At 65.5% G+C, this 24,507-nt stretch carries 21 protein-coding genes and 1 tRNA gene; 12 read left to right on the forward strand and 10 right to left on the reverse strand.

Translation table 11 applies throughout. From position 1 onward, the window contains the following. Nucleotides 1–7: 7 nt before the first annotated feature. The 4 genes from J7355_RS13800 (at nucleotide 8) to J7355_RS13815 (ending at nucleotide 4,605) form a co-directional block, all read left to right on the forward strand. A complete protein-coding gene (locus J7355_RS13800) occupies nucleotides 8–2,152 on the forward strand; it encodes a bifunctional metallophosphatase/5'-nucleotidase (RefSeq protein WP_209063668.1) in 2,145 nt (714 codons plus the stop codon). Nucleotides 2,153–2,240: 88 nt separating this feature from the next. Next, entirely contained in the window at nucleotides 2,241–3,245 is a 1,005-nt protein-coding gene (locus tag J7355_RS13805; protein WP_209063670.1) for a YafY family protein, read from the forward strand. Nucleotides 3,246–3,327: 82 nt separating this feature from the next. Then, on the forward strand, nucleotides 3,328–4,011 hold the full coding sequence (locus J7355_RS13810) for a hypothetical protein (RefSeq protein WP_209063672.1): 684 nt from the start codon (nucleotides 3,328–3,330) through the stop codon (nucleotides 4,009–4,011). 36 nt (nucleotides 4,012–4,047) lie between these two features. After that, on the forward strand, nucleotides 4,048–4,605 hold the full coding sequence (locus J7355_RS13815) for a SprT-like domain-containing protein (RefSeq protein WP_209063674.1): 558 nt from the start codon (nucleotides 4,048–4,050) through the stop codon (nucleotides 4,603–4,605). Nucleotides 4,606–4,641: 36 nt separating this feature from the next. Here J7355_RS13815 and J7355_RS13820 read toward each other — a convergent pair whose 3' ends face one another. After that, nucleotides 4,642–5,508, reverse strand: coding sequence for an ATP-binding protein (locus tag J7355_RS13820; protein WP_209063676.1), 867 nt, complete (start codon nucleotides 5,506–5,508; stop codon nucleotides 4,642–4,644). Nucleotides 5,509–5,798: 290 nt separating this feature from the next. Between J7355_RS13820 and J7355_RS13825 the strand changes: the two genes are divergently transcribed. Then, nucleotides 5,799–6,173, forward strand: a complete 375-nt coding sequence (locus J7355_RS13825; protein WP_209063678.1) for a hypothetical protein — start codon at nucleotides 5,799–5,801, stop codon at nucleotides 6,171–6,173. 366 nt (nucleotides 6,174–6,539) lie between these two features. Here the strand turns inward: J7355_RS13825 and J7355_RS13830 are convergent, their stop codons facing one another. Continuing rightward, complete coding sequence (locus tag J7355_RS13830; protein ID WP_209063680.1) at nucleotides 6,540–6,992, reverse strand: Lrp/AsnC family transcriptional regulator; 453 nt, start codon at nucleotides 6,990–6,992, stop codon at nucleotides 6,540–6,542. A gap of 101 nt (nucleotides 6,993–7,093) precedes the next feature. Between J7355_RS13830 and J7355_RS13835 the strand changes: the two genes are divergently transcribed. Then, nucleotides 7,094–7,693 carry a LysE family translocator gene (locus J7355_RS13835; protein ID WP_209063682.1) on the forward strand — a complete coding sequence of 200 codons (600 nt, stop codon included), beginning with the start codon at nucleotides 7,094–7,096 and terminating at the stop codon, nucleotides 7,691–7,693. Between the two features lie 170 nt (nucleotides 7,694–7,863). Here J7355_RS13835 and ettA read toward each other — a convergent pair whose 3' ends face one another. Continuing rightward, complete coding sequence (gene ettA, locus J7355_RS13840) at nucleotides 7,864–9,525, reverse strand: energy-dependent translational throttle protein EttA (protein ID WP_209063684.1); 1,662 nt, start codon at nucleotides 9,523–9,525, stop codon at nucleotides 7,864–7,866. A gap of 237 nt (nucleotides 9,526–9,762) precedes the next feature. Between ettA and J7355_RS13845 the strand changes: the two genes are divergently transcribed. Continuing rightward, complete coding sequence (locus J7355_RS13845; RefSeq protein ID WP_209063686.1) at nucleotides 9,763–10,392, forward strand: phosphoadenosine phosphosulfate reductase family protein; 630 nt, start codon at nucleotides 9,763–9,765, stop codon at nucleotides 10,390–10,392. 90 nt (nucleotides 10,393–10,482) lie between these two features. Here the strand turns inward: J7355_RS13845 and mltF are convergent, their stop codons facing one another. Further along, nucleotides 10,483–11,949: a membrane-bound lytic murein transglycosylase MltF gene (gene mltF / locus J7355_RS13850; RefSeq protein ID WP_209063688.1), complete on the reverse strand. Its 1,467-nt coding sequence runs from the start codon at nucleotides 11,947–11,949 to the stop codon at nucleotides 10,483–10,485. Nucleotides 11,950–12,130: 181 nt separating this feature from the next. Here mltF and J7355_RS13855 point away from each other — a divergent pair. From J7355_RS13855 to purL, 4 genes are all read left to right on the forward strand, one after another. Further along, a tRNA-Ser gene (locus J7355_RS13855) sits at nucleotides 12,131–12,221 on the forward strand. Nucleotides 12,222–12,254: 33 nt separating this feature from the next. Next, complete coding sequence (locus J7355_RS13860; protein ID WP_209063690.1) at nucleotides 12,255–12,623, forward strand: DUF1820 family protein; 369 nt, start codon at nucleotides 12,255–12,257, stop codon at nucleotides 12,621–12,623. Between the two features lie 18 nt (nucleotides 12,624–12,641). Continuing rightward, the gene (locus J7355_RS13865; RefSeq protein ID WP_247739992.1) at nucleotides 12,642–13,430 is read left to right on the forward strand and encodes an MBL fold metallo-hydrolase; all 789 of its coding nucleotides are present in this window, start codon (nucleotides 12,642–12,644) and stop codon (nucleotides 13,428–13,430) included. Beyond that, nucleotides 13,406–17,317 carry a phosphoribosylformylglycinamidine synthase gene (gene purL, locus J7355_RS13870; RefSeq protein WP_348523041.1) on the forward strand — a complete coding sequence of 1,304 codons (3,912 nt, stop codon included), beginning with the start codon at nucleotides 13,406–13,408 and terminating at the stop codon, nucleotides 17,315–17,317. Before J7355_RS13865 ends, purL begins: the two co-directional genes overlap by 25 nt. A gap of 63 nt (nucleotides 17,318–17,380) precedes the next feature. Here the strand turns inward: purL and J7355_RS13875 are convergent, their stop codons facing one another. Next, nucleotides 17,381–18,964, reverse strand: a complete 1,584-nt coding sequence (locus tag J7355_RS13875; protein WP_209063692.1) for a class I adenylate-forming enzyme family protein — start codon at nucleotides 18,962–18,964, stop codon at nucleotides 17,381–17,383. A 317-nt stretch (nucleotides 18,965–19,281) separates the two neighbouring features. On the opposite strand from J7355_RS13875, the gene J7355_RS13880 reads away from it, so the two are divergent. Further along, nucleotides 19,282–21,264, forward strand: coding sequence for an acetoacetate--CoA ligase (locus J7355_RS13880; RefSeq protein WP_209063694.1), 1,983 nt, complete (start codon nucleotides 19,282–19,284; stop codon nucleotides 21,262–21,264). A gap of 75 nt (nucleotides 21,265–21,339) precedes the next feature. Here the strand turns inward: J7355_RS13880 and J7355_RS13885 are convergent, their stop codons facing one another. The 5 genes from J7355_RS13885 to J7355_RS13905 all read right to left on the reverse strand — a co-directional run bounded on the left by J7355_RS13885 (nucleotide 21,340) and on the right by J7355_RS13905 (nucleotide 24,498). Further along, a complete protein-coding gene (locus tag J7355_RS13885; RefSeq protein ID WP_209063696.1) occupies nucleotides 21,340–21,639 on the reverse strand; it encodes an STAS domain-containing protein in 300 nt (99 codons plus the stop codon). A 14-nt stretch (nucleotides 21,640–21,653) separates the two neighbouring features. After that, nucleotides 21,654–22,271, reverse strand: a complete 618-nt coding sequence (locus J7355_RS13890) for an ABC transporter substrate-binding protein (protein WP_209063698.1) — start codon at nucleotides 22,269–22,271, stop codon at nucleotides 21,654–21,656. A gap of 77 nt (nucleotides 22,272–22,348) precedes the next feature. Next, nucleotides 22,349–22,861, reverse strand: a complete 513-nt coding sequence (gene mlaD, locus J7355_RS13895) for an outer membrane lipid asymmetry maintenance protein MlaD (protein WP_209063700.1) — start codon at nucleotides 22,859–22,861, stop codon at nucleotides 22,349–22,351. A 9-nt stretch (nucleotides 22,862–22,870) separates the two neighbouring features. Further along, nucleotides 22,871–23,656: a lipid asymmetry maintenance ABC transporter permease subunit MlaE gene (mlaE, locus tag J7355_RS13900; protein ID WP_209063702.1), complete on the reverse strand. Its 786-nt coding sequence runs from the start codon at nucleotides 23,654–23,656 to the stop codon at nucleotides 22,871–22,873. Further along, nucleotides 23,653–24,498 carry an ABC transporter ATP-binding protein gene (locus tag J7355_RS13905; RefSeq protein ID WP_209063704.1) on the reverse strand — a complete coding sequence of 282 codons (846 nt, stop codon included), beginning with the start codon at nucleotides 24,496–24,498 and terminating at the stop codon, nucleotides 23,653–23,655. Before J7355_RS13905 ends, mlaE begins: the two co-directional genes overlap by 4 nt. Between the last annotated feature and the right edge of the window lie 9 nt (nucleotides 24,499–24,507).

The following is a 24,507-nucleotide window of genomic DNA, read 5'->3' on the forward strand; positions in this document are numbered from 1 at the left end:
GGGACCCATGACCAAGACGCAACCCGTCTGGCGACGACTTGCGCTGCTTGCTCTTCTGACCGCCAGCATCGCCGGCTGTTCCAGCAGCGACGATAACGACAACGATTCCGGCGATATGGAAAGCGCCGCGCCGGCCTATCGTCTGCAGCTGCTGCATTTCGCGGACATGGACGGCTCGACCGCAGCGCTCGAGTATGTGTCCAATTTCTCGCGCCTGATCAACGCCTTCGAAAGCGACGAGGAACTGGCAGACAACACGCTGGTACTCAGTTCCGGCGACAATTTCATTCCCGGCCCGCGCTTTTTCGCCGCCGGCGTCGACAACGCCGACACACGCGCCGCACTCCGCGTACCCGGCAACGGCCGGGGCGATATCGTGTTCGTAAACGCTTTCGATACCGCGGCCTCGGTCGTCGGCAACCACGATCTGGACCAGGGCACCGAAGCCTTCGCCGGCCTGATCGTGGCCGATGGCGATTACCCGGGAACGGCGTTTCCCTATCTCTCCACCAACCTCGATTTTTCCACCGACGCCAATCTGTCCGGCCTGATCGTGGCCGACGGCATGTCGGCAAGCGACGGCGCGGGTCGCGTAGCCGGTTCGGCGACGGTCGAGGTCGGTGGCGAGACGATCGGCCTGGTCGGTGCGAGCACGCCGGCTCTGGCGAGCCTGACTTCGACGGGCGGCATCACCGTCTCGCCGTCCGGCTTCACCATGGACGAGGCCGGCTACGATGCGCTGGCGGCCGAGATTCAGCCTGCGATCGATGCGCTGGTGGATGCCGGTATCGACAAGATCGTGCTCATGGCGCACATGCAGCAGATCGCGATCGAGCAGGCCCTGGCCACACGCCTGAACGATGTCGATATCATCATCGCCGGCGGCTCCAACACGCTGCTGGCCGACGGCAACGACACGCTGCGCGACGGCGATACCGCGGCGGATACCTATCCGTTGTCCTTCGAGGGGCCGGACGGCACGCCGACGCTCGTGGTCAATGTCGACGGCGACTACAAATACCTCGGCCGCCTGGTCGTGGATTTCGACGAAGCCGGCGTGCTGATCACGCGCACGCTGGACAGCAGCGAGAACGGCGCCTGGGCATCGACCGATGCGGTGGTCGAGATGCTCGCCACCCGCGGTCTCGATACCAGCGCCGACGAAGACGTACTGGCCGTGCAGTCCGCCCTTCAGGACGTGCTCGCCGAGCAGGACGGCAACGTCCAGGGCATCACCGACGTCTATCTCGACGGGCGCCGTACCCAGGTGCGTACCGAGGAGACCAATCTCGGTGATCTCACTGCGGACGCGAACCTCTACTACGCACGGCTGGTGGAGCCGGGCGTGCAGGTCTCGCTCAAGAACGGCGGCGGCATTCGCGACGATATCGGCCAGGTGGTCGTGCCGCCGGGCTCGAACGACGCCGAGCCGGAATTTCGCCCGCCCCAGGCCAACGAGTCGATTGGCAAGCCGGCGGGCGGCGTGTCGCAGTTCGATATCGCCGGCTCGCTGCGTTTCAATAACAGCCTGACGCTGATAACCGTCACCGCCGCCGAACTGCGCGACATCATGGAGCACGCGGTCGCGGCGACGACCGACGGCGCCACGCCGGGCCAGTTCCCGCAGATCGGCGGCATGCGCATCGCTTTCGATGCGGATGAAACCGCGCGGGTCGGTGACCAGACGAGCTTGGGTGCGTCGACCGCCGGCAGCCGTATCCGCACCTTGGAACTCATCGACGATGCCGGCACGGCCACCGATACGATTGTGGCCAACGGCGTCCTGCAGGGCGACGCCAGCCGCGGCATTCGCATGGTGCTGCTGGCCTTCACCGCGGCCTGCGTGCCCGGCGACAACTACGACGCCGGCACTCAGGAATGCGGCGATGCCTATCCATTGATGAATCTGGCCGACCCGCAGCGCGTGGATCTCGACCCGGCGACGGCGACCGATCCGTCGGCGGTCAGCACGGCCTACGATCCGGGCCTGGCGTCATTCGCGGCCAGCGGTACCGAACAGGACGCGCTGGCCGAACACCTGCAGGCGCTCTACAACCCGGCCAACGGCGGCAGCGCCTATGCACAGGCCGAAACGCCGGCGGTCGAAGACACGCGTATCGTCAATCTGAAGGCCCAGCGCGACGCGCCGTAATCGGCCTCGCGTCTGGCACACGGGTCGCGCTGGCAGCAGCGCGGCCTTTTTCATGCGCGGGCTTCGAACGAAACGATAGACTCGCGGCATGAACGTCTTCGATCGCATCTACGCGCTGCACAAGCAGCTCGCCGGCGCACGCCGGCCGATTCCCAAGGCCACGCTGGAAGAACGCCTCGAATGCTCGCCGGCCACGGTCAAGCGCATCATCCGCGACATGCGGCTGTATCTGGACGCGCCGATCGAGTACGACCGCGAATACAACGGCTACTACTACGCGCGCGATGCCGACGGTAACGACGCCGACGAGGGCGCGGGCGGGCATTTCGAACTGCCGGGGCTGTGGTTCAACGCCTCCGAGCTGGTCTCGCTGCTGGCCATGGACCAGCTGCTCGAAACCGTGCAGCCGGGCCTGCTCGCGCTCGATCTCGCGCCGGTGCGCAAGCGCCTGGAGCGCATCCTGGAAAGCCGTGCCATGGGCACCGGCGAACTGGCCAAGCGCACGCGTATCCTGCGCGCCAGCGCGCGCCGGCCCGGGCCTGCCTTTGCCGACGTCGCCAGCGCCATGGCCATGCGACACCGGGTGACGATCCGCTATCACGGGCGCGCGCGCGATACCGAAAGCGAGCGCACCGTGTCGCCGCAGCGGCTGATCTATTACCGCGACAACTGGTATCTCGATGCCTGGTGTCATGACGCCGACGGCCTGCGCAGCTTCTCGCTGGATCGTATTCGCCATGCGCATGCGCTCGAGGATGCGGCGATCGAGATGGACGAGACCACGCTGGAAGCGGAACTCGGCGGCGGCTATGGCATCTTCTCCGGCGCGCCGGCCCATACCGCGGTGATCCGCTTCAGTGCGCGCGCGGCACGCTGGGTCGCCGACGAGGAGTGGCATCCGGATCAGCAGGGCGAGGTGCTCGCCGACGGCGGCTATGAACTGCGCGTGCCGTACTCGGCATCCGCCGAACTGCTGGCCGATGTGCTCGCCTACGGCCCGGAAGCCGAAGTGATCGCGCCGTCGGAACTGCGTGCAGCGGCGGCCGAACGCCTGCATGCCGCCGCGGCGCAATACGGCGCCAACACGAAATAATGTAAATCCATACAGCTCAGGGTCGTCGAATGACCCACCGGCCGCGCCACCCTGTAGTCACGTTGAATACAGGGAGTGACCGATGAGCATGACCACCGCCCAACGACTGACCCACCCGGCCCATGCCGCGCTGCTGCAGGCCGCCCGCGACGAACGTCGCGGTCTCGTGCGCGCACTGGCCATCGAGGCCGACTGGCGTTTTCATGACGGCCCCGAATGGGCCGCCCAGTATTGGGCCGCTTTTGGCGACCTGCGTCGGGATGCCGACACCGCTCACGACATGCGCGTCGCCGCGGCCACCGCGCCGCGCCGGGACTGGCCCACGCTGGCGCCGGTCGAATCCGACCAGGCGCGGGCGATCTTTCGGGCTCTGCTTGCCGCATTGCATCCCGACGTGGCCCCGAACGTGGCCGCCGCCGATCGCGAGGGGCTCTGGTCGCTCGTGGTCATGGCCTATCGCGCCGGCGACGCGGCCCGACTGCGCGAACTGCTCGGGCGCGCGCGTAACAACGCGGCATCGGCGCGGCTGCCGAACGACATCGTCGCGCTGCGCCGCGAACACGACCGGCTGTGCGGACTGCGCGAGCAGGCCGATCGTCGCCTGGCCGAGTTGAGCCAGCAGTTTCCGTTCTGTCTGCGCGATCAACTGGCCGATCCCGATTGGGTTCGCCGTCAGCGTCTGGGGTTGCGCCAGGTCATTGCCATGGCGGCGCCCCCGCGGCCGCGCCGGCGCAGCACAGCGGATGACCGCAAGCAGGTATGCTGAGCCGCTGGTCGACTCTCGAAATGACACGCCCCGCCCATGGCCCAGGCCGAACAGCATCGTCTCGATCTCGGCGACGAGGATTTGCAGACCCGTGCCACGCGCGAGACCGCCTACTGGATCGAACGCGCCCGCGATATCACCGGCGCGAGCGCGCGCCGGCTGCCGGTGCCCGCGGTCGCCTTCGACCTGCGCGGCCGTTCGGCGGGGCAGGCGATCTTCGCCCGCCGCAGCCGCGACTGTCGGATTCGTATCAACGCCGCGCTGCTGGAATCCCATCCGCAGGAGATGCTGGCCGAGACCGTGCCGCACGAAGTCGCGCATGTGGTGATCTATCGGCTCTACGGCCGCCGTGCGCGCCCGCACGGCAAGGAATGGAAAGCGCTCATGCGGGCCTTCGGCGTCGACCCCGCGCCGTGCCATACGTTGCCGACCGAGCCGGTACGCCAGCTCAAGCGCTTTCGCTACCAATGCGCCTGCGCCGAAGACGCCTGGCTGACCAGTATTCGCCACAGGCGGGCGCAGCAGGGCACCGATTATGTCTGCCGGCGCTGCGGGCAAAAACTCGTTCGCGCGGCGGAATCGGCCGACGCGTAGCGTGGCCGCGCGCCGTTGCGGAATGCCGCGTAAACGCTAGCCGAGCGCCTGGCGCCCCGCCCAGTCGCGCACGAACTGTTCGGCGGTACGGCCACTGCGCGAGCCGCGCGCCAGCGCCCATTGCAGGGCGGCACGCTCCCAGGGGGCATCGACCCCGATCTCGGCGTCGATATCACGAGCGGCGAGATGCCGGGCCGCGATTTCCAGATAGCTTGTCTGGTCGAACGGGTAGAAAGAGAGCCACAGCCCGAACCGCTCGGACAGGGAGATCTTTTCCTCGACCGCCTCGCCGTGATGGATCTCGCCGTCGATCTGCTGCGCGGCCTGGTTCTCCGACTGGTATTCGGGCAGCAGGTGGCGCCGGTTCGAGGTGGCATAGATCACCACGTTGTCGGGCGCGGCGGCCAGCGAGCCGTCGAGGACGGCCTTGAGTGCCTTGTAGCTGCCGTCACCGGCCTCGAACGACAGATCGTCCGAGAACACCACGAACTTTTCCGGCCGGTTGGCGAGGATGGCGACCAGATCCGGCAGGTCGACCAGCCGGTGGGCCGGCACCTCGACAATCCGCAGGCCGTCGTCGGCGAACGTCGGCAACAACGCTTTCACCAGCGACGACTTGCCCGAACCGCGCGTGCCCCAGAGCAGGGCGTTGTTCGCCGGCAGTCCGGCCACGAATTGACGGGTGTTGGCGACCAGCCGTTGTTTTTGCGTCTCGATACCATGCAGGCGATCCAGCGGCAGGGCGATCGGTGCGTCGATCGCCTGCAGTCGTCCATCCTCGCGCCAGCGAAACGCCAGCGCGGACCAGTCGATATCGCCGCCAACCGCGCGCCGCTCGTCGGCCAGTCGCGCTTCCTGAACATCGGCGATACGGGCCAGCTCGGCGGCGATGGTTTTCAACATGTCTGCATCGTGCATCCGGCCAGTGTAGCCAATACAGCCGGGCGGCTGCAGGGGCGCAGTGGCGGCGCGCGCGTGGCCGATCACGATTTCATCGCGCCGGATTCGATCGTGTGCGCGATGTCGTCGACCTGTCACAGCGCCGGTTCAGGCTATGCCAGCAACAGGATGACGACGGCGCGGGCGCTCAGGAGTCGCAGCGTCTCGCGACAGGCCAACGACGAAAGCGGCGCCCCTCGGGCCCGGCGCTCGTAGCCCATCCGCCCGAACAACAACTTTTGCAGGTAGACCCCATGATCACGAACTCGGAACTGCAGCCCCACGAGCTGGAAGAATTTCTGGCGCGAATGGCGCGGCGCTATTTCAGCGCGGATGCCCTATCGGATACCGAGTCGCCCGAGCGTATCGCGGCACGGGTGATGTCGGCCGGTACCTATCGCGATGTCTGTGAACTGATCGATCTCGCCGGGCGTGCCTACCTCGCGCACGTATTCGTCACCGCGCCGTATCACTGGTTTTCGCAACCGGCGCGGGAATACTGGCAGCGCCATCTCAGGCTCGGCCCGCCCATGCCACGAACATCGCGCGCCAAACCCGCCACCCCGGGTGGGGCGTTCGTGCCGGCGACCATGCCTGGTGAACCCGATCCCATTGTGCGTGTGCACTGAGCGAGCGCTTTCCACAGTTGCCGTGCACAACCCTGTGGATAGTGTGGCGTGGTGGGCGCACGGCGTGGCTGCGTGCGCGTTGCCGAATCTTTGACCATTGCCGGGCGGGCCGGCGCGGTTGCGCAATCGAACGGCGCGCCCGCCCGGTCAGCTGTTCTGGCGGGTGGGCATGTCGGCCTGTGTGTAGACCTTGCGCTCGCGCAGACGCTTCTTTTTCTTCTTCTGCTCGTACATCACTTCATCGGCGCGTTTTAGCAGGCTGTCGAAGCTCTCCTTGCGCGGCGCGCCGCTCGTGGCGTGTCCAGATTGAAACCAAACTCGTGTGGCCCCGTTTGCGTTGCAGCTTCGAGTCCTTTCTGCGAGTTCTCAGGCGCGATCGTCCTTAGGCGAATCCATCACGAGATAGGTCGTGATCGCGCTGACGTGCGGGTGGGTGCCGAGCGCGTCGGTATGAAAGCGCTTGTAGCTGTCGAGATCCGTGCTCTCCACCCGCAGCAGATATTCGAACGTTCCGGCCACCTTGTGGCATTCCACCACCTCATCGGCGTGCCGCATTGCGGTTTCGAAGTCCTCCAGTGCGGCCTTGGTATGCGAAGACAGGCCCACGCTGACGTAGGTGACGAAGCCGTGGCCGAGGCGCTCGCGATCGGTCACGGCGCGATAGCCGCGAATGATGCCCTTGCGCTCGAGCTCCTGGATGCGGCGCAGACAGGTCGAAGCCGAAAGATGCACGCGCTCGGCGAGATCCACGTTGCTCACCCGGCCGTCGTGCTTGAGTTCGTGCAGGATTCGACGATCCGAAGCGTCTATTTTGACCATGACGTGCAAAAGTTACAGAAATGAGGCGTAAATAAGACCATATCCTGCGCGAAGTCCGGCGTAAAATTGCGGCATACTTCATCGCAGCGCGTGGGTACACCATGACCTTGTCCGTGTCGGCCGCTCTTTTCGGCTTCGCATTCGTGACCACGGTAACGCCGGGTCCGAACAACCTGATGCTGATGGCGTCGGGCGCCAATTTCGGGTTTCGCAGGACGCTGCCGCACATGCTCGGTATCGTCGCGGGCCTGACGGTACTGACCCTGCTTGCGGGCGCCGGGTTGATGGCGCTCTTCGACGCGTTTCCTGCCGTGCGCACGGTGCTGCAAGGCGTTTCCATCGCGTACCTGCTCTGGCTGGCCTGGAAGGTTGCCACGGCCGCGCCGGTCAAAGCGGCATCGTCGGGTGGCCGACCGATGACGTTCGTTCAGGCGGCCGCGTTCCAGTGGGTGAACCCGAAGGCGTGGGCGATCGGTCTGTCGGCGATCACGATCTACGCGCCGGATCGCTCGTTGCTGTCCGTCACACTGGTGGCGGTCGCGTTCGCGGTGGTGTGTTTTCCGGCGATCTCGATCTGGGCCTGGCTGGGCACGGTGGTGCGCCAGTGGCTGTCGAGCACCGGCCGGCGGCAGGTATTCAATATCGCCATGGCGGCGCTGCTGGTCGCCTCGCTCTATCCGGTCCTGGGATTTCACGGGTGAGCAGCGGCGAGGCTGGCCCGCCCGGCGGCGCTACCGCTGCGATGGTTCGCATCTCCGTATCGCGGTTGGAGCCGATGTACGGCAAACGCCGGCGGATCGTCGATAGGGACTGACGCAAAAAAGCCCCGGTCGTTCGACCGGGGCTTTCAGTCACCGAGCGAGGGCGGAGATCACGCCAGCTTGCGATGCTTGGCCTTGGCCGAACCTTCGGCCGCATTGCCGAGCCGGCGTTTGCGGTCGGCCTCGAAGTCCTGGTAGTTGCCTTCCAGGAACACCACCTCGTCGTCCTCGAAGGCGAGGATATGCGTGGCGATGCGGTCGAGAAACCAGCGATCATGCGAAATCACCAGCACGGCGCCGGGGAATTCCAGCAGGGCATTCTCGAGTGCACGCAGGGTTTCGACGTCCAGGTCGTTGGTGGGTTCGTCGAGCAGCAGGGTGTTGCCGCCTTTCTGCAGCAGCTTGGCCAGCTGCAGCCGGTTGCGTTCACCGCCAGACAGTTCCGATACGCGCTTCTGCTGATCGCCGCCCTTGAAGTTGAAGCGGCCGATATAGGCGCGCGACGGAATCTCGTAGTTGCCGATCTGCAGGATGTCCTGACCATTGGAGACTTCTTCCCAGACGGTCTTGGACGAATCCAGCTCTTCGCGTGACTGGGTTACATAGGCCAGATCGACGGTTTCGCCGACTCGGATCTCGCCGGAATCCGGCTGTTCCTCGCCGTTGAGCATGCGAAACAGCGTGGTCTTGCCGGCGCCGTTGGGGCCGATGATGCCCACGATCGCGCCCTGCGGCACTTTGAGCGAGACGTCTTCGTAGAGCGTGCGATCGCCGTAGGACTTCGTGACATCATTCATCTCGAACACGAGATCGCCCAACCGCGGACCCGGCGGGATATAGATCTCGTTGGTCTCGCTACGCTTCTGGTATTCCTTGGACTGCAGTTCCTCGAACTGTTTCAGGCGCGCCTTGGATTTGGACTGGCGGCCCTTGGCGTTGCTGCGCACCCATTCCAGCTCGGCCTTGATCGCCTTCTGGTGGGCGTCCTCGGACTTCTGTTCCTGTTCGAGGCGTTTTTCCTTTTGTTCCAGCCAGGAGGAATAGTTGCCTTCCCAGGGAATGCCGTGGCCGCGGTCGAGCTCGAGAATCCAGCCCGCGACGTTGTCGAGGAAGTAACGATCATGGGTGACCGCCACGACGGTGCCGGGGAAGTCCTTGAGAAAGCGCTCCAGCCAGGCGACGGATTCGGCGTCCAGATGGTTGGTGGGCTCGTCGAGCAGCAGCATGTCCGGCTTGGACAGCAGCAGCCGGCAAAGCGCCACGCGGCGGCGCTCGCCGCCCGACAGCTTGGAAACGTCGGCCTCCCAGGCCGGCAGGTTCAACGCTTCGCCCGCGCGATCCAGCGTGTTGTTGATCTCCCAGCCGTCGACCGCGTCGATGGCTTCCTGCAGTTCCGCCTGCTCGGCGAGCAGGGCTTCGAAGTCCGCATCCGGGTCCGCGAAGGCTTCGCTGATCTCGTTGAAGCGCGCGAGCTTTTCGGCGATGTCGCCCAGGCCTTCCATGACGTTGCCACGCACGTCCTTGGACTCGTCCAGCTGCGGCTCCTGCGGCAGATAGCCGATGTTGATGCCCGGCATCGGCCGTGCTTCGCCTTCGATTTCGGTGTCGATGCCAGCCATGATGCGCAGCAGCGTCGACTTGCCGGCGCCGTTATAGCCGAGCACGCCGATCTTGGCGCCCGGGTAGAACGACAGGTAGATATCCTTGAGGATATGTTTCTTCGGCGGCACGACCTTGCCGACGCCATTCATCGTATAGATGTACTGAGCCATGATTACGCGGCCTCGGTATGAAAAGAGCGCCAGTGTAAGCCAACTGCGATGCCGACTGAATGCCGCGCGCTACAGACAGGTCGCTATCGGGCGGCGCAAAAATAACGTTATGACCGATCAATCTAAGAGCGCGCCTTTAAAATAACGCGAACGCTCTTATCATTAGGCGTATTCGCACACGCGCGATGGCTGCCTATCGTCATCGGCGCACGCAGAACACCGGAACGAGGACAGAACATGCAAGTCGATGTCGCAAACGCCAATGCCGAACTCGAAGGCAAGCACCCTAAGGAAATCGTCGAATGGGCGGTCGGCCTCGGGGGCAAGACCATCGTGACCACCAACTTCGGCCCGGACGAGGCCGTGATCCTGCATCTGGCGACTCAGGTCCAGCCGGATATGGACGTGGTCTGGATCGACTCCGGCTATGCCACGCGCAAGACCTATCTGTTCGCCGAGAAGCTGATCAACGATCTGAACCTCAACGTGCACGTGTTCAATCCGTTGTCCTCGGCCGCGCGTCGTGATGCGCTCATGGGCATCCCGGATGTGGACGACCCGCAGCACGAGGAATTCACCCGTCAGGTCAAGCTCGAGCCGTTCGGCCGCGCGATGAAGGCCATGGCGCCGGATGTCTGGCTGACGGCGGTTCGTCGTGATCAGACCGAATTCCGCAAGAACATGGATATCGTCACCCAGGATTCGCCCGATGCGGTCGTGAAAGTCGCGCCGGTACTGGAGTGGACGGCCGACGACATGGCGGCCTATCGCGAGAAGCACGGCCTGCCGAACGAAACCAACTACTACGATCCGACCAAGGTGCTGGGCAACCGCGAATGCGGCCTGCATAACCGCTTTACGGCGTAGTCGCCATGGTCTGAACGCTGTCTCGCAGCGTCGATCGGAAAAGCCGCAGGCGTTATCGCCTGCGGCTTTTTTCATGCGTGTCGGGTCGCGCTAGAACGCCGGTGAGTCGATCGATATCGACGGGCTCTCGGCGATATCCGTACCGGCTGGCGACTCTTCCTCGTCCAGTGCCGGCGGTTCCTGGGTGGTGCGGTTGTTCGTCATCCAGGTGAGGATGTCGAAATAGGCCCGGATGTTGCCCACATAGGCCGCGGCCTCGTGCCCGCGCGCATAGCCGTAGCGGGTCTGGGCGATATAGCGCTCCTGGGTCAGCCACGGCAGGGCGTCGCGCAGATTCACCCACAGATTGGGATCGCGTCCCCGCGCTTCGAGCAGCCGGCGCGCGTCCATCACATGCCCGTAGCCGACGTTGTAGGCGGCCAGGGCGAACCAGGTCCGGTCGGGCTGGTCGATCTCCTCGGGCATGCGCTTGAGCATGCGGATGAAATAACGCGCGCCGCCGTCGATGCTCTGGGCCGGGTCGCGACGATTGGTCACGTTCATGTCGGAGGCAGCCGCCCGGGTGAGCATCATGATGCCGCGCACGGTGGTCGGGCTGACCGCGTTCTTGTCCCAGTGGGATTCCTGGTAGCCGATGGCGGCGAGCAGGCGCCAGTCGAGGTCGTACTCGTCGGCGGCGCGCTTGAAATAGCCTTCCCAGAGATGCAGCCGGTTGTCGACTTGGCGCGCGAACTCGTGGCCGCCGACAAAGCCCAGGCGTTTGACGTGTCCGAAATAACGGTCGCGCAGGATATGCAGGCGACCGTTGGCCTTGGTTTCCTCGAGATAGGCGATGGCTTCGTTGTAGAGCGTGTCGTCGACGCTTTCGTCGCCGTTGCCGGCCATGGCCCAGGCGGTCTTCTGGCGGACGTTGTCGAGATCGAAGGCCACGCGCAGTTTCGGGTAATAGCGCTGATTCATGGCCACGATGTCGGCGTTGGCGATGGTGGCCGCGATGTCGCCCTCGGCGACGCGATCCATCAGTTCTTCGGTGTTGGCCTGCGGATCGATGGTGAATTCCACATCCGGCCGGTTCGCGCGCAGCCAGTCGGCCAGGGCGGTGTGGGCCGGCAGCACGAGATCGCCCGACAGATCGGCCAGCGTCTTGGGCTTGTGCTTGTACACGCGGTAGACGACTTCGAGGTCGGCTTCGTCGTAGGGCGGGGTGAAGCGCACCCGCTGTCGGCGGGGTTCGCTGACGGCCACGCCGACGCCGATATGCGCGTGCCCGTTGGCGATGGCGTCGAGTACGGCCTGCTGATCGGGCAGCACGATCATCTCGAAGCGCAGGCCGAGTTTTTGCGCAAAGTCGCGGATCAGGTCGTACTCGAAGCCGGTCGGCCCGTCGGCATCGAGATAATAGGTGCTGGCGGAGTTCACCGTTGCCACGCGCAATGTGCCGAGGGTGTCGATCTGTTCGAGCAGGCCCGGCCGGGACACGCAAGTGCCCAGCGCGAGCGCAAGTGCGACGACCGTGAGCAGCTGCAGACAGCGCAGCAGTTCGCGCAGGCCGGTCATGGCACAGGGCGGTATGAACAGCGTTGCGGCGGGCGCTGTGGCGAAACAGTGGTCATGGCGTCAGGCTATCTTGCACGCGAGTGTTGGGAAAGCCGGCGTTATCCTTTAACATACGCGACTTCTTGACGGGCCACCGGCAAGCGTAGCGCCGCAAAAGCGCCGGTAGGCTGAACGAGTTTTAGGAGAGGTACCGAAGCGGTCATAACGGCACCGACTCGAAATCGGTTGGGGGCTGACGCCCCACGTGGGTTCGAATCCCACCCTCTCCGCCATTTTTCTCGCCTTCATCAAAGCCCGGCCTGCCCATGCCCACAGCGGACTCCAAGCAGCGGCTCTACCGCGTGGCTTTCTTCAATCAGGGTGAAGTCTACGAGGTGTTCGCGCGCTCGGTCTCGCAGGGCGCGCTGTTCGGGTTCATCGAGATCGAGAAGCTGGTCTTTGGTGAGCGCTCCTCGGTGGTCATCGACCCTTCGGAAGAAAAGCTCGCCAGCGAATTCGCGGACGTCGAGCGCTCCTATATCCCGATGCATTCGGTGATTCGCATCGACGAGGTCACCCGTCGCGGCACGGCCCGGGTCACGCCCGCCGACGGCGACAGCAAGGTACGCCCGTTCCCGGTTTATACCCGCCAGACGCCGTCAGGCAATAACCACGGCCCGGGCGGTGGCGCGTGAATCGCGCATGACGACGGCATGAGCGACAACGGGGGCGCCATGCGTTTCGCGCTGCTCGGCAGCGGCAGCAAGGGTAATGCGCTGGTCGTCGAATACGGCGCCACGCGCTTGCTGATCGACTGCGGCTTTTCCGCGCGCGAGATCGAAAAACGCCTCGCGCGGTTGCAGCTCCTGCCGGCGGATATCGACGCGCTGGTCATCACGCACGAGCACGACGACCACTGGCGGGGGGTATCGCGTTTCTCGCGTCGCCACGAGATACCGGTTTGGCTCACGCCCGGCACCCGGGCCGCCAAGGCCCACGACGCGTTGGCGGCCATCGAGCTGTATTCGCCGCACGAACCGTTCGCCATCGGCGATCTGGAACTGTTTCCCTATCCGGTGCCGCACGACGCGCGCGAACCCGCGCAGCTGGTCGTGGGCAACGGCGACAAGCGGCTGGGCATCCTCTCGGACAGCGGTTATGCGACGCCGCATGTGCGCGAGATGATCGACGCCTGCGATGCGCTGGTGCTCGAGTGCAATCACGACCCGGAGATGCTGGCCACGGGCCCGTATCCGCCGTCGCTTAAGCGTCGGGTCGCCGGCAAGCTCGGCCATCTGAGCAACGGCCAAGCCGCCGAGCTGCTTACCCAAATCGATGCCACGAGCCTGCAGCAGCTGGTCGTGGCCCATATCAGTGAAAGCAACAACCGCCCGGAATTGGCCCAGGCCGCGCTCGCCGAAGCGCTGTCGACCACGGCCGACTGGGTGCATGTCGCCAATCAACGCGAGGGTCTGTCGTGGCGCAGTCTGGTCAACCGGTAGGCGAATCCGCCATTGCTTCCGTTCATGTCATCGCCGGCAAGCCGGCTCTGGCGGAATTCGAGCTCGAACGCCTGCGCGGCGGCCTCGCCGGCGCCGGTATCGACGTCGCCAGCCTGGTGGCGCGCGAAGTGTTCGTGGCCGCATTCGCCGAAACCCCGGATGCCGACACCTGGCAACGGCTGCTCGCCGTGCTCGGTGTCAGGGACGACGACAACGTCCCCGAAGGCGTGATCGCGATTCCGCGGCTGGGCACTGTCTCGCCGTGGTCGACCAAGTCCGAGGACATCGCCCATAACAGCGGTCTGGTCGGGCTCATGCGCCTCGAACGCGGCGTGGTGTTCTCGTTCGGCAGCACGCCGGATTTCGAAGCACTCGCACAGAGCGGCGTGTTGCACGACCCGATGACCCAGTCGCTGCTGCCCAATGCCGAGCGCCTGCCGCGGCTGTTCGACACGCTCGCCCGTCGCGGGCTGCGTCGTGTGCCGCTGGCGAAAGAAGGCGTTTCAGCGCTGCAGGCTGCCAATCGCGACTGGGGCCTGGCGCTCGCGGACGAGGAGATCGAATACCTCGCCGAGCAGTATCGCGCCCTCGATCGCGACCCGACCGACGTCGAACTGATGATGTTCGGCCAGATTAACTCCGAGCACTGCCGGCACAAGATCTTCAACGCCGAATTCACTATCGACGGCGAGACCCGCGCCAAGTCGCTGTTCGACATGATCCGCGACTCGCACCGCGCACGGCCCGAAGGCGTGCTCTCGGCCTATCGCGATAACGCCGCGGTCATCGAAGGCCACAGCGCGACCCGCCAGCTGGTGGGCGCGGATCGGGTCTATCGCTTGCACGAAGAACCCGTGCATATCCTGATGAAGGTGGAAACCCACAACCACCCGACCGCGATTGCGCCCAATCCGGGTGCCGCGACCGGCGCGGGCGGCGAGATTCGCGACGAAGCCGCGACCGGCCGGGGCGGCAAGCCGAAGGCCGGGCTGAGCGGTTTTTCGGTATCGGATCTGCGCCTGCCGGACGATATCCAGCCCTGGGAAACCGACGACAGCCGGCCGCCGCAGGTCGCTACGCCGCTCGACATCATGTTCGAAGGCCCGATCGGCGCGGCGCGCTACAACAACGAGTTCGGCCGCCCGGCGCTGGGCGGCTATTTCCGCAGCTTCCAGTACCAGTCGAAAGAAACCGGCCTGCGCGGCTATCACAAGCCGATCATGATCGCCGGCGGCATGGGCAACGTCCGGCCCGACGACGTGGAAAAACATGCGGTGCCGGTCGATGCCGCGCTGATCGTGCTCGGCGGCCCGGCCATGCTCATCGGCCTTGGCGGCGGGGCGGCCTCGTCGATGGCCAGCGGCACGTCCTCGGCCGAACTCGATTTCGCCTCCGTGCAGCGCGCCAATCCGGAAATGGAGCGCCGCTGCCAGGAAGTCGTCGAGGGCTGTATCGCGCTCGGTAGCGACAACCCCATCGCCTCGATTCACGACGTGGGCGCGGGCGGGCTGTCCAACGCGCTGCCCGAAATCATCGACGCCGACGATCGCGGCGGACGTATCCGCCTGCGCGACGTGGACGCGGCCGATGTGAGCCTGTCGCCGATGGAAATCTGGTGCAACGAATCGCAGGAGCGCTATGTGCTCGCGATCGCGGCCGACCAGCTCGGCGCCTTCGAAGCGCTGTGCGCGCGCGAGCGCTGCCCGTATGCGGTGGTCGGTCGTGCGACGGCCGAGCCGCTGCTGCAGGTCGAGGATGCGGACGCCGACAGCGACGATGCACGCTACCCGGTCGACATGCCCATGGGCGTGCTGCTCGGGCGCACGCCCCAGATGCAGCGTGATGTCGAACACCAGCAGGTCGAATTGCCGCGCTGGGATCACGGCAGCATCGCGATCGCAGACGCCGTCGAGCGCGTGCTGCGCGTGCCGAGTGTGGCCAGCAAATCGTTCCTGATCACCATCGGCGATCGCAGCGTGGGCGGCATGACGGCGCGCGACCAGATGGTCGGGCCCTGGCAGGTGCCGGTGGCCGACGTGGCGGTGACCACCACGGCCTATACCGGTGATGCCGGCGAAGCGATGGCCATGGGCGAGCGCGCGCCGCTTGCGCTGATCGACGCCGCGGCCTCCGGGCGCATGGCGGTGGGCGAGGCGGTGACCAATATCGCCGCCGCGCGTATCGACAACCTGACCGATATCCGCCTGTCCGCGAACTGGATGGCGGCCTGCGGCGAGCCGGGCGAAGATGCACGTCTGTACGACACCGTGCAGGCGGTCGGCGAACAGCTGTGCAGCGAACTCGGCCTGGCCATTCCGGTCGGCAAGGATTCGCTGTCCATGCGTAGCGTCTGGAACGACGAGAACGGTGACGAGCGGCGCATGAGCGCACCGCTGTCCTTGATTGTCTCGGCTTTCGCGCCGGTCAGCGCCGCGCGCGCCACGCTCACGCCGCAGCTGATCGCACCGGCCGACGCGCCGACCGCGCTCGTGCTCGCGGATCTCGGCAACGGCCGGAACCGCCTCGGCGGCAGCGCCTTCGCCCAGGCCTTCGGCGCGCTGGGCGACAGTGCGCCTGACGTCGATCAGCCCAAGCAGCTGCGCCAGTTCTTTACGGTGATCCAGCGTTTGGCCGGCGAGAACCGGATCAAGGCCTATCACGATCGCAGCGACGGCGGCCTGCTGGCCTGCGTGGCCGAAATGGTCTTTGCCGGGCGTGCGGGCGCGCAGATCGCGCTCGACGATCTCGGCGACGATGCACTGGCTACGCTGTTCAACGAAGAACTCGGCGCGGTGCTGCAGGTCGGTCGCGACGATGCCTCGGTCGTGGTCGGCGAACTGCGCGCGGCCGGTCTGACCGCGCACACGATCGGCGATGTGGTTGCAGATCAACGGCTGACGATTTCGCAGGCCGGCACGACGCTGTTCGATGCCCCGCGCGCCGATCTGCAGCGCACTTGGGCAGCCACGAGCCATGCCATGGCCGCGCTGCGCGACGATCCGAACTGCGCGGCCGAGGAATACGACGCGATTCTCGACGATGACGATCCGGGCCTGCCCGTAGCGCCTGCCTTCGATATCGCCGAAGACATTGCCGCCGCGTTCGTGAACACCACGCGCCCGCGGGTCGCGATCCTGCGCGAGCAGGGCGTGAACGGCCATAACGAAATGGCCTGGGCGTTCACCCGCGCCGGCTTCGACGCCGTCGACATCCACATGAGCGAGATCGCCGACGGCCGCGACCTGACCGATATGCAGGGCCTGGCGGCCTGTGGCGGCTTCTCCTATGGCGACGTGCTCGGCGCCGGGCAGGGCTGGGCGAAATCCATCCTGCTCAACGACGGCACGCGCAGCACGTTTGCCGATTTCTTCGCCCGCGACGAGACCTTCGCACTGGGCGTCTGCAACGGCTGCCAGATGCTCGCCGCGCTGGCCGAGATCATTCCCGGCACCGAGGGCTGGCCCCGCTTCGTGGCCAATGCCTCGCGCCAGTTCGAGGGCCGGACCAGCGCGGTGGAGATCGCCGAATCGAAAGCCGTGCTGCTCGACGGCATGGCCGGCAGCCGCATGCCGATCGCGGTCGCCCATGGCGAAGGCCGGGCCGAGTTCGCCGATGCCAACGATCTGGACATGCTCACCGCGAACGACCAGGTCGGCATGCGTTATGTCGACAATCACGGCGCGCCGGCGGCGCATTATCCGGCCAACCCCAACGGCTCGCCCGCGGGTGTGACCGGCCTGTGCAACGCCGACGGCCGCGTGCTGATCACCATGCCGCATCCCGAGCGGGTCACGCGCAGCGTGAACCTGTCCTGGGCGCCGAAGGGCTGGGGCGAGATGAGCCCCTGGGCACGGCTGTTCGCCAACGCGCGCCGGTTCGTCGGCTAGTAAAAGCGCTTCTTCGGTCCGACCGGCGGGGGTATTGCTCCCCGTCGCACGGGCGCTAGGCCGCTACGCGCTGGCGCTGTAGATATTGCGCAGGTCGTTGCGCGACACCTTGCCGATGGCGTTGCGCGGTATGGATTCGACCACGCGGGTATCGGTCAGGCGCTGGAACTTGCCCAGCCGTTCGTTGGCCCAGGTCTGGATCGTTTCGGCGCTCGTATCGGTGCCCGGCACGAGGGTGACGAACGCGACCGGCGTTTCGCCCCAGCGCTCGCTGGCGATGCCGAATACCGCCACGTCGGCAATCGATTCGTGTTCGCGCAGCACCGCTTCGATATCGCTCGGAAAGATATTGAAGCCGCCGGAGATGATGGTCTCCTTGGCACGGCCGACGATGGTCAGAAAGCCGTCTTCATCGAAGTAACCGATATCGCCGGTACGGATGAAGCGTGCGCCGGTTTCCGGCTCGTACCATTCGGTCGCGCGCGTGCGCTCGGCGTCGCCGTGATAGCCGCGCATGATGAAGCCCGAGTGGCCGACGATCTCGCCCGTCTGTCGGCGATCAATCTCGACTCCCCGCTCGTCGATGATGCGCAGTTCGTGGCCGGGCATGGGCTCGCCTACGGTATACAGCTTGTCGGGGTGTTCGTGGGCGACGAGCATGCAGCTGCCGCCGCCTTCGGTCATGCCGTAGAACTCCAGCAAGCCGCCCGGCCAGCGTTCCAGCACCTCGGCTTTCACGTCGGCGCCGAAAGGCGAGCTGGTGCAGCATTTCATCTGAAAACTGGATAGATCCGTGCGGTCGAAATCCGGATGGTCGAGCAGCCGCCGATACTGCACCGGCACGAGCATGGCGTGGGTCGCGCGGTGCTTTTCGGCCAGGGCAAGAAACTGACCGGCATCGAATTTCGGCATCAGTACCAGCGTGCCGCCGGCAGCCAGCGCCGGCATGAAGCTCACCAGGGTGGTATTCGAATACAACGGCGTGGAGACGAGCGTGACGCAGTCCGCGTCGTAGAGCGAAACGGTAGTGCCCGCGATCTGCGGCCAGCGCAGCGCGTTGGTATGCACGATGCCCTTGGGCGCGCCCGTGGTGCCCGAAGAATAGATGATGTTGAAGATGGTATCCGGGTCGGGGGTAACCGGCGCCGGGGGCATGTCCGGGTCGGCGAGCCAGGCTTCGAACGGCTGATAGGCGTCGTCGCCATTCATGCTGACGCCGATGAGCGCCGGTCGTTCGCGGGCGGCGTCCACCGCGCCGTGGCCCAGGGCATCGACGAACAGAAAGGATGCGCCGCAGTTGTCCAGCATCAGCCCGAGCGCTGCCGGCGTGCTCGACGGCGCGAGCGGCGCGAACGTGCCGCCGGCGCGCAGTGCCGCGAGCATGACCACCACGTAGTCGATGGCGTTGGCGCCGCAGAGGGCCACCACGTCGCCGCGAGCCATGCCGTCGCGTTGAAGGGCGGCTACCGCGCGATTCACGCGCCGGTCGAGGTCGCCATATGTGATGGAGCGCCGGTCGTCGATGAGCGCGACGTGTTCGGGACGCGTCTGCGCATGTGCCGCAACCCGGCCGGGCAGCGTGCCGAACGCCGGGGTGTCGCCGCTGGCCGGCGATGCCGGGGCGGACTCGGTCTGGAACTCTGGCATGGCTCTCCTCGATTCGTGTTCGGCGCGCGGTCGCGAGCGGTTGGCGTTGTTATTCGCGCACGAACGCGCGGTGGCGCGCGCACGCGATCGCCGTCGAGTCTTGCACGGCGATTCGTGCGCCGCAATTTGGCTGGAATCGCGTTTCACCGTTGTTCGACGCCGATAGCGGGTCGGCCGACCAACGGTGCTCGGCCGTGCACGGTGGCGCGGGCCGGGCCGCGGCCGAGCAAGCGAACGTGGTTGGATTCGAACGCGGGCCGACGTTGCCGGTGTAAGCTGGCAGGCTTGTAAAACCGACAGAAAAAGGGCCGTTTGCGATGAGCGAGGACAACGCGATTCTCTACCAGGCCAGCGAAGACCGCATGGCGCAAACGCGCATGCGCGATTACATGACCTGGCTGCCGGCCAACGGATATCCGGCATTCGACGCCTACGACGCCCTGCATCGCTGGTCCACTGAGGATCTCGAAGCCTTCTGGGCGAGCATCTGGGATTACACCGGCGTGATTGCGGACACGCCGCCGGATCGGATGCTTGTCGACGACGCGTTGCCCGGCCGCTGGTGTCCGGGGGCGCGCCTGAACTTTGCCGAGAATCTGTTGCGCGAAGGGCTGCACGGCGACCCCGACCGTACCGCGGTGGTCGGGTTGAGCGAGTCGCGCGGTGACATCCGCCTGAGCTACGGCCAGCTGATCGATCAGGTGGGCGCCTTCGAGGCCTATCTGAAATCGGTCGGCGTGGTCGCCGGGGACCGGGTGGCGGGCGTCGTCTCCAACACGCACGAACCCATCGTGGCAATGCTGGCCTGCGCCAGCCTGGGCGCCATCTGGTCGTCGGCCTCGCCGGATTTCGGCGTCGCGGGCATTGTCGACCGCTTCGCCCAGATCGAGCCCAAGGTGCTCGTATCGGTCGACGGCTATCGTTATGGCGGCAAGGATTTCGCCCGTATCGAGCACGCCGAGTCGATTCGTCAGGCCATCGACTCGATCGAAACGGTGGTCATGATCGGAAACGCCGGGGCGGCGCCGACGATCGACGGCTACCCCTATTTCGTCAGCTGGGAAACCGCGCTGGGCAAGGGCGCCGGGGCGGCGCCGTCGTTCACGCCGCAGCCTTTCGATCAGCCGGTCTATATCCTGTTCTCGTCGGGTACCACAGGCGTGCCGAAATGCATCGTCCACGGCGCCGGTGGTGCGCTGCTACAGCACAGCAAGGAGCTGATGCTGCACGCGGATATTCAGCGCGGCGACGTGTTCTTCTACTTCACCACCTGCGGCTGGATGATGTGGAACTGGCTGGTGTCGGGCCTGCTGACCGGCGCGACGCTGATCGTCTATGACGGCAATCCGGGGCATCCGGACATGAACACCCTCTGGCGCGTGGCCGAACGTGAAGGCATCACCCATTTCGGTACCAGTGCCAAATGGATTGCCGCATGCCGCAACGCCGGGGTCGCCCCGGGTCGGGATTTCGATCTCGGCGCGCTGCGTACGCTGATGTCCACCGGGTCACCGTTACTGCCGGCGGATTTCGACTGGGTCTATGCCAACGTCAAGTCGGATCTGCTGCTCGGTTCGATTTCGGGCGGTACCGATATCGTGTCGTCGTTCGTGGGCTGTTGCCCGCTGTTGCCGGTACGGCGCGGCGAGATCCAGTGTCGTCTGCTGGGTGTTTCCGCCCAGGCTTTCAACGACAAGGGCGAGGCCGTGATCGACGAATGTGGCGAACTGGTCTGCACTCGGCCTTTGCCCTCGATGCCGGTCGGCTTCTGGAACGATGACGACGGCAGCCGCTACCACGACGCCTATTTCTCCACCTTCGACGGCGTGTGGTCGCACGGGGATTTCGTGATGTTCACGTCGCACGGCGGGGCGGTGATCTACGGCCGCAGCGATGCCACGCTCAATGTGGGCGGGATTCGTATCGGCACGGCAGAAATCTATCGGCAGGTCGAGCCCATGGACGCCATCGCCGATACGCTCGTGGCGGCCCAGCCGTATGGCGACGACAGCCGTATCGTCATGCTGGTGGTGCTCAACGAGGGTTTCACCTTCGACGAGGCGCTGGCCGCCGATATTCGCAAGCGCCTGCGCGAACAGGCCAGCCCGCGCCACGTGCCGGCGGTGATCGTGCCGGTGGCCGCATTGCCGTACACGCGCAGCGGCAAGAAGGTGGAAATGGCGGTCGCGCGCATGTTGCGCGGTGTACCGATCAACAATACCGAGGCTATCGCCAACCCCCAGTCGCTGGAGGAGATCCGCGAGATCGACGCGCTCGAAGTGCCGGCGGCGACAGCCTGACGCCACGAGCGCCAGGCGATTAAAAAGGGCGGCGTTCGAAAACGCCGCCCCGTTACAGAGATCAACCGCCGATTGTCAGCTGGCGCCGCGAAGCCTGATCACGTCGTTGAGTGCACAGAAGTCGATGATGGCGCGCATCTGCGCTGGCGCGTTGATGAAGCTCAGCGTTGCATTATTGGCATGGGCGTCGCGCACCCATTCGAGCAGCAGCGCCACGCCGGCGCTGTCGACGCGTTCGACGTCGGACAGGTCGATCACGGTTTCTTCGCCGTGTTCGAACCAGTCCTCCGACTCGCGCAGGCGCCGCGGTACCGTTTCGGCGTCGAGTTCGCCGGAGAGCCGTACGCGGGCCGGTTGGGCGTGGTGCTCGCTCATGCGGGGTCGTGCCTTTAGCTGCCGGCGTTATAGCGGGCTTCCATGCGTTCGATCAGCTTCTCGAGACCGCCGTTGCGAATCTGCGAGTTGAACTGACCGCGGTAGTTGGTCACGAACGACAGATTGCCGACGCTGCCGTCGTAGATCTTCCACTCGTCATCCACGACATGCATCTGGAAGGTGACGGGCGTCTTCTGACCGTCGTCGGTGGTCACGATCGCGCGGAAGGTGATGTCCTCGGCGCCTTCGGCCGCGCGAACCGGCTGATACTCGATGTCCTGACTGCCGTCGAAGCTGAGCAGGCCGTTGCCGTAGGTGCGAATCAGCATGTTCTTGAACGCGACCTGGAAGCGCTCGCGCTGCTCGGGCGTGGCAGTGCGCCAGGCACGGCCCAGCACCAGCTGCGACATGTAGGGCAGGTCGATGAGCGGGACCAGCTCCTCGTCGATGAGCTGGTACAGCTGCTGCGGATTCTGGCGCAGCTCGTCGCGCCGGCCGTCCATCTCGCTCAATACGGTCTGCACGGTATCGCGGGCGAGTTCATCGGGCGGGGTCGGCGCCGCCATCGCCAGCCCGGGAATGAGCAGGGCAACCGCAAAGGCCTTCAGCAGTGAGCGCTTCATGCTTGGCATGACATATCCTCGCGTGGTGGAATCTAGTGGACCGCAGTATCGGAACGCGGCGATGAATTGATCCTGAACTGAGCGCTTCAGGGGCCGTCGGGCGCGGGCAGGCCGCCCGCGTTGCCGCCACCGCCGGCATCGCCACCGGCACCCATGCTGGTCATGAACTGGCCGATCAGGTTCTCCAGCACCACCGCACTTTGGGTGATGATGAATTCGTCGCCGTCCTGCATGTTCTTCAGCGAGCCGCCCGGGCCGACGCCGACGTACTGCTCACCGAGCAGGCCCGAGGTCAGCACCGCGGCGTCCGAGTCCTTGGGCAGCTTGTACTGCTCGCTCACGCGCAGTTTTGCCTCCGCGCGGAAGGTTTCCTGATTGAGCGTGATGTCGGCCACGCGGCCAATGCGCACGCCGGCCATGTTCACCGGTGCACCGACCTTGAGCCCGCCGATATTGTCGAAGGCGGCGACCACGGTGTAACCCTGCTGCACGTCGCTGGTATCGGCCAGATTGCTCACCCGCATCGTGAGGATGAAGATCGCCGCGATGCCGAGGCAGACGAAGAAACCGACCAGAAGCTCTACTGCTCGAGACTGCATAGACGAACCCTAGTGACTGCCGAAAAGCACGGCAGTGAGCATGAGATTGGCGCCGAGGATCGCCAGGGATGCGATCACCACGGTATTGGTGGTCGCCCGTGATACGCCCTCGGACGTGGGCGGCGCATGGTAGCCCTGATAGACCGCGACCCAGGTGATGATCGCGCCGAATACGCCGCTCTTGAGAAAGATGTTGATGATGTCCTCGCCGAAATCGACGTTGGACTGGATGCCCGACCAGTAGGAGCCGGCATCCACGCCGAGCATGTCGACGCCGACAAAATAGCCACCGCCGGCGCCGATAGCCATCACGCAGAAGATGGAGGTCAGCAGCGGCAGCGCGATCACGCCGGCCAGAAACCGCGGCGCGACGATACGCTTGACCGGATCCACCGCCATCATTTCCATGCCGGAAAGCTGATCGGTGGCCTTCATCAAACCGATTTCCGCGGCCAGCGCGCTGCCCGCGCGCCCGGCGAACAGCAGGCCGGTCACGACGGGGCCGAGTTCACGCACCACCACGAGCGCTACCGAGGTGCCCAGCGCCTCCTCGGCGCCGAAGCCCACAAGCAGGCGATAGCCCGACAGCGCGAGCACCATGCCGACGAACACGCCGGCTACGACCACGATCACCAGCGACAGCACGCCCACGGAATAGATTTGTTCGATCAGCAGGCGCGGCTTGAGGATCAGCCCCGGCAGGCTGAACAGAATGCGCATCAGAAAGATCGCGCCGCGCCCGAGATCGGCCATCCAGCCGGTCGCGGTATTGAAACCACGCTGCATTGTGGTCATCGGCGGCTCCCGTTGAGCAGGTCTTCGGCGTAGGGCGTGCCCTGGTAGTGAAACGGCACCGGCCCGTCGGCCTCGGCATGGATGAACTGCTGGACCCACTCGGACCGGGAATCCCGAATCTGCTGCGGCGTGCCGTGGTCGATGACTTCACCGTCGGAAATCACATACACGTAGTCGGCGATGCCCAGCGTCTCCTTCACGTCGTGCGATACCACGATGGACGTCAGGCCCAGCACGTCGTTCAGGCGCCGGATCAGGCGCAGCAGTACGCCCATGGAAATGGGGTCCTGTCCGGCGAAGGGCTCGTCGTACATGATCATTTCCGGGTCCAGCGCGATCGCGCGCGCCAGCGCCACGCGCCGGGCCATGCCGCCAGACAGCTGTGCCGGGTAAAGCGCGCGCGCGCCGCGCAAGCCGACCGCCTCGAGCTTCATGAGCACGATGTCGCGGATCAGACGCTCGGGCAGCTTGGTGTGCTCGCGCAGCGGGAAGGCCACGTTGTCGAAAACGGATAGATCCGTAAGCAGCGCGCCGGACTGGAACAGCATGCCCATGCGCTTGCGCTGTTCGAACAGGTCGTTCTGGGACAGTTTGGCGACATGCGCACCATCGAAGTGCACTGTGCCCTGGGCGGGACGCCACTGGCCGCTGATCAGGCGCAATAACGTCGTCTTGCCGGTGCCACTCGGCCCCATGATGGCGGTAATTCGTCCGCGCGCGATATCCAGATCCACGGCCTTGTAGATCACGCGCGAGCCGATCGTGAAGTGCACGCCACGCACCTCGACGAGGTTGTCGCGCGTCTGCGGCGGCTTGTCCAGGGTTGGTGGTTCCGGAGTCATTCAAGATTA

The organism is Endozoicomonas sp. G2_2 (assembly GCF_017744135.1).
In the GTDB taxonomy this organism is placed as follows: Bacteria; Pseudomonadota; Gammaproteobacteria; order Nevskiales; family Salinisphaeraceae; genus Salinisphaera.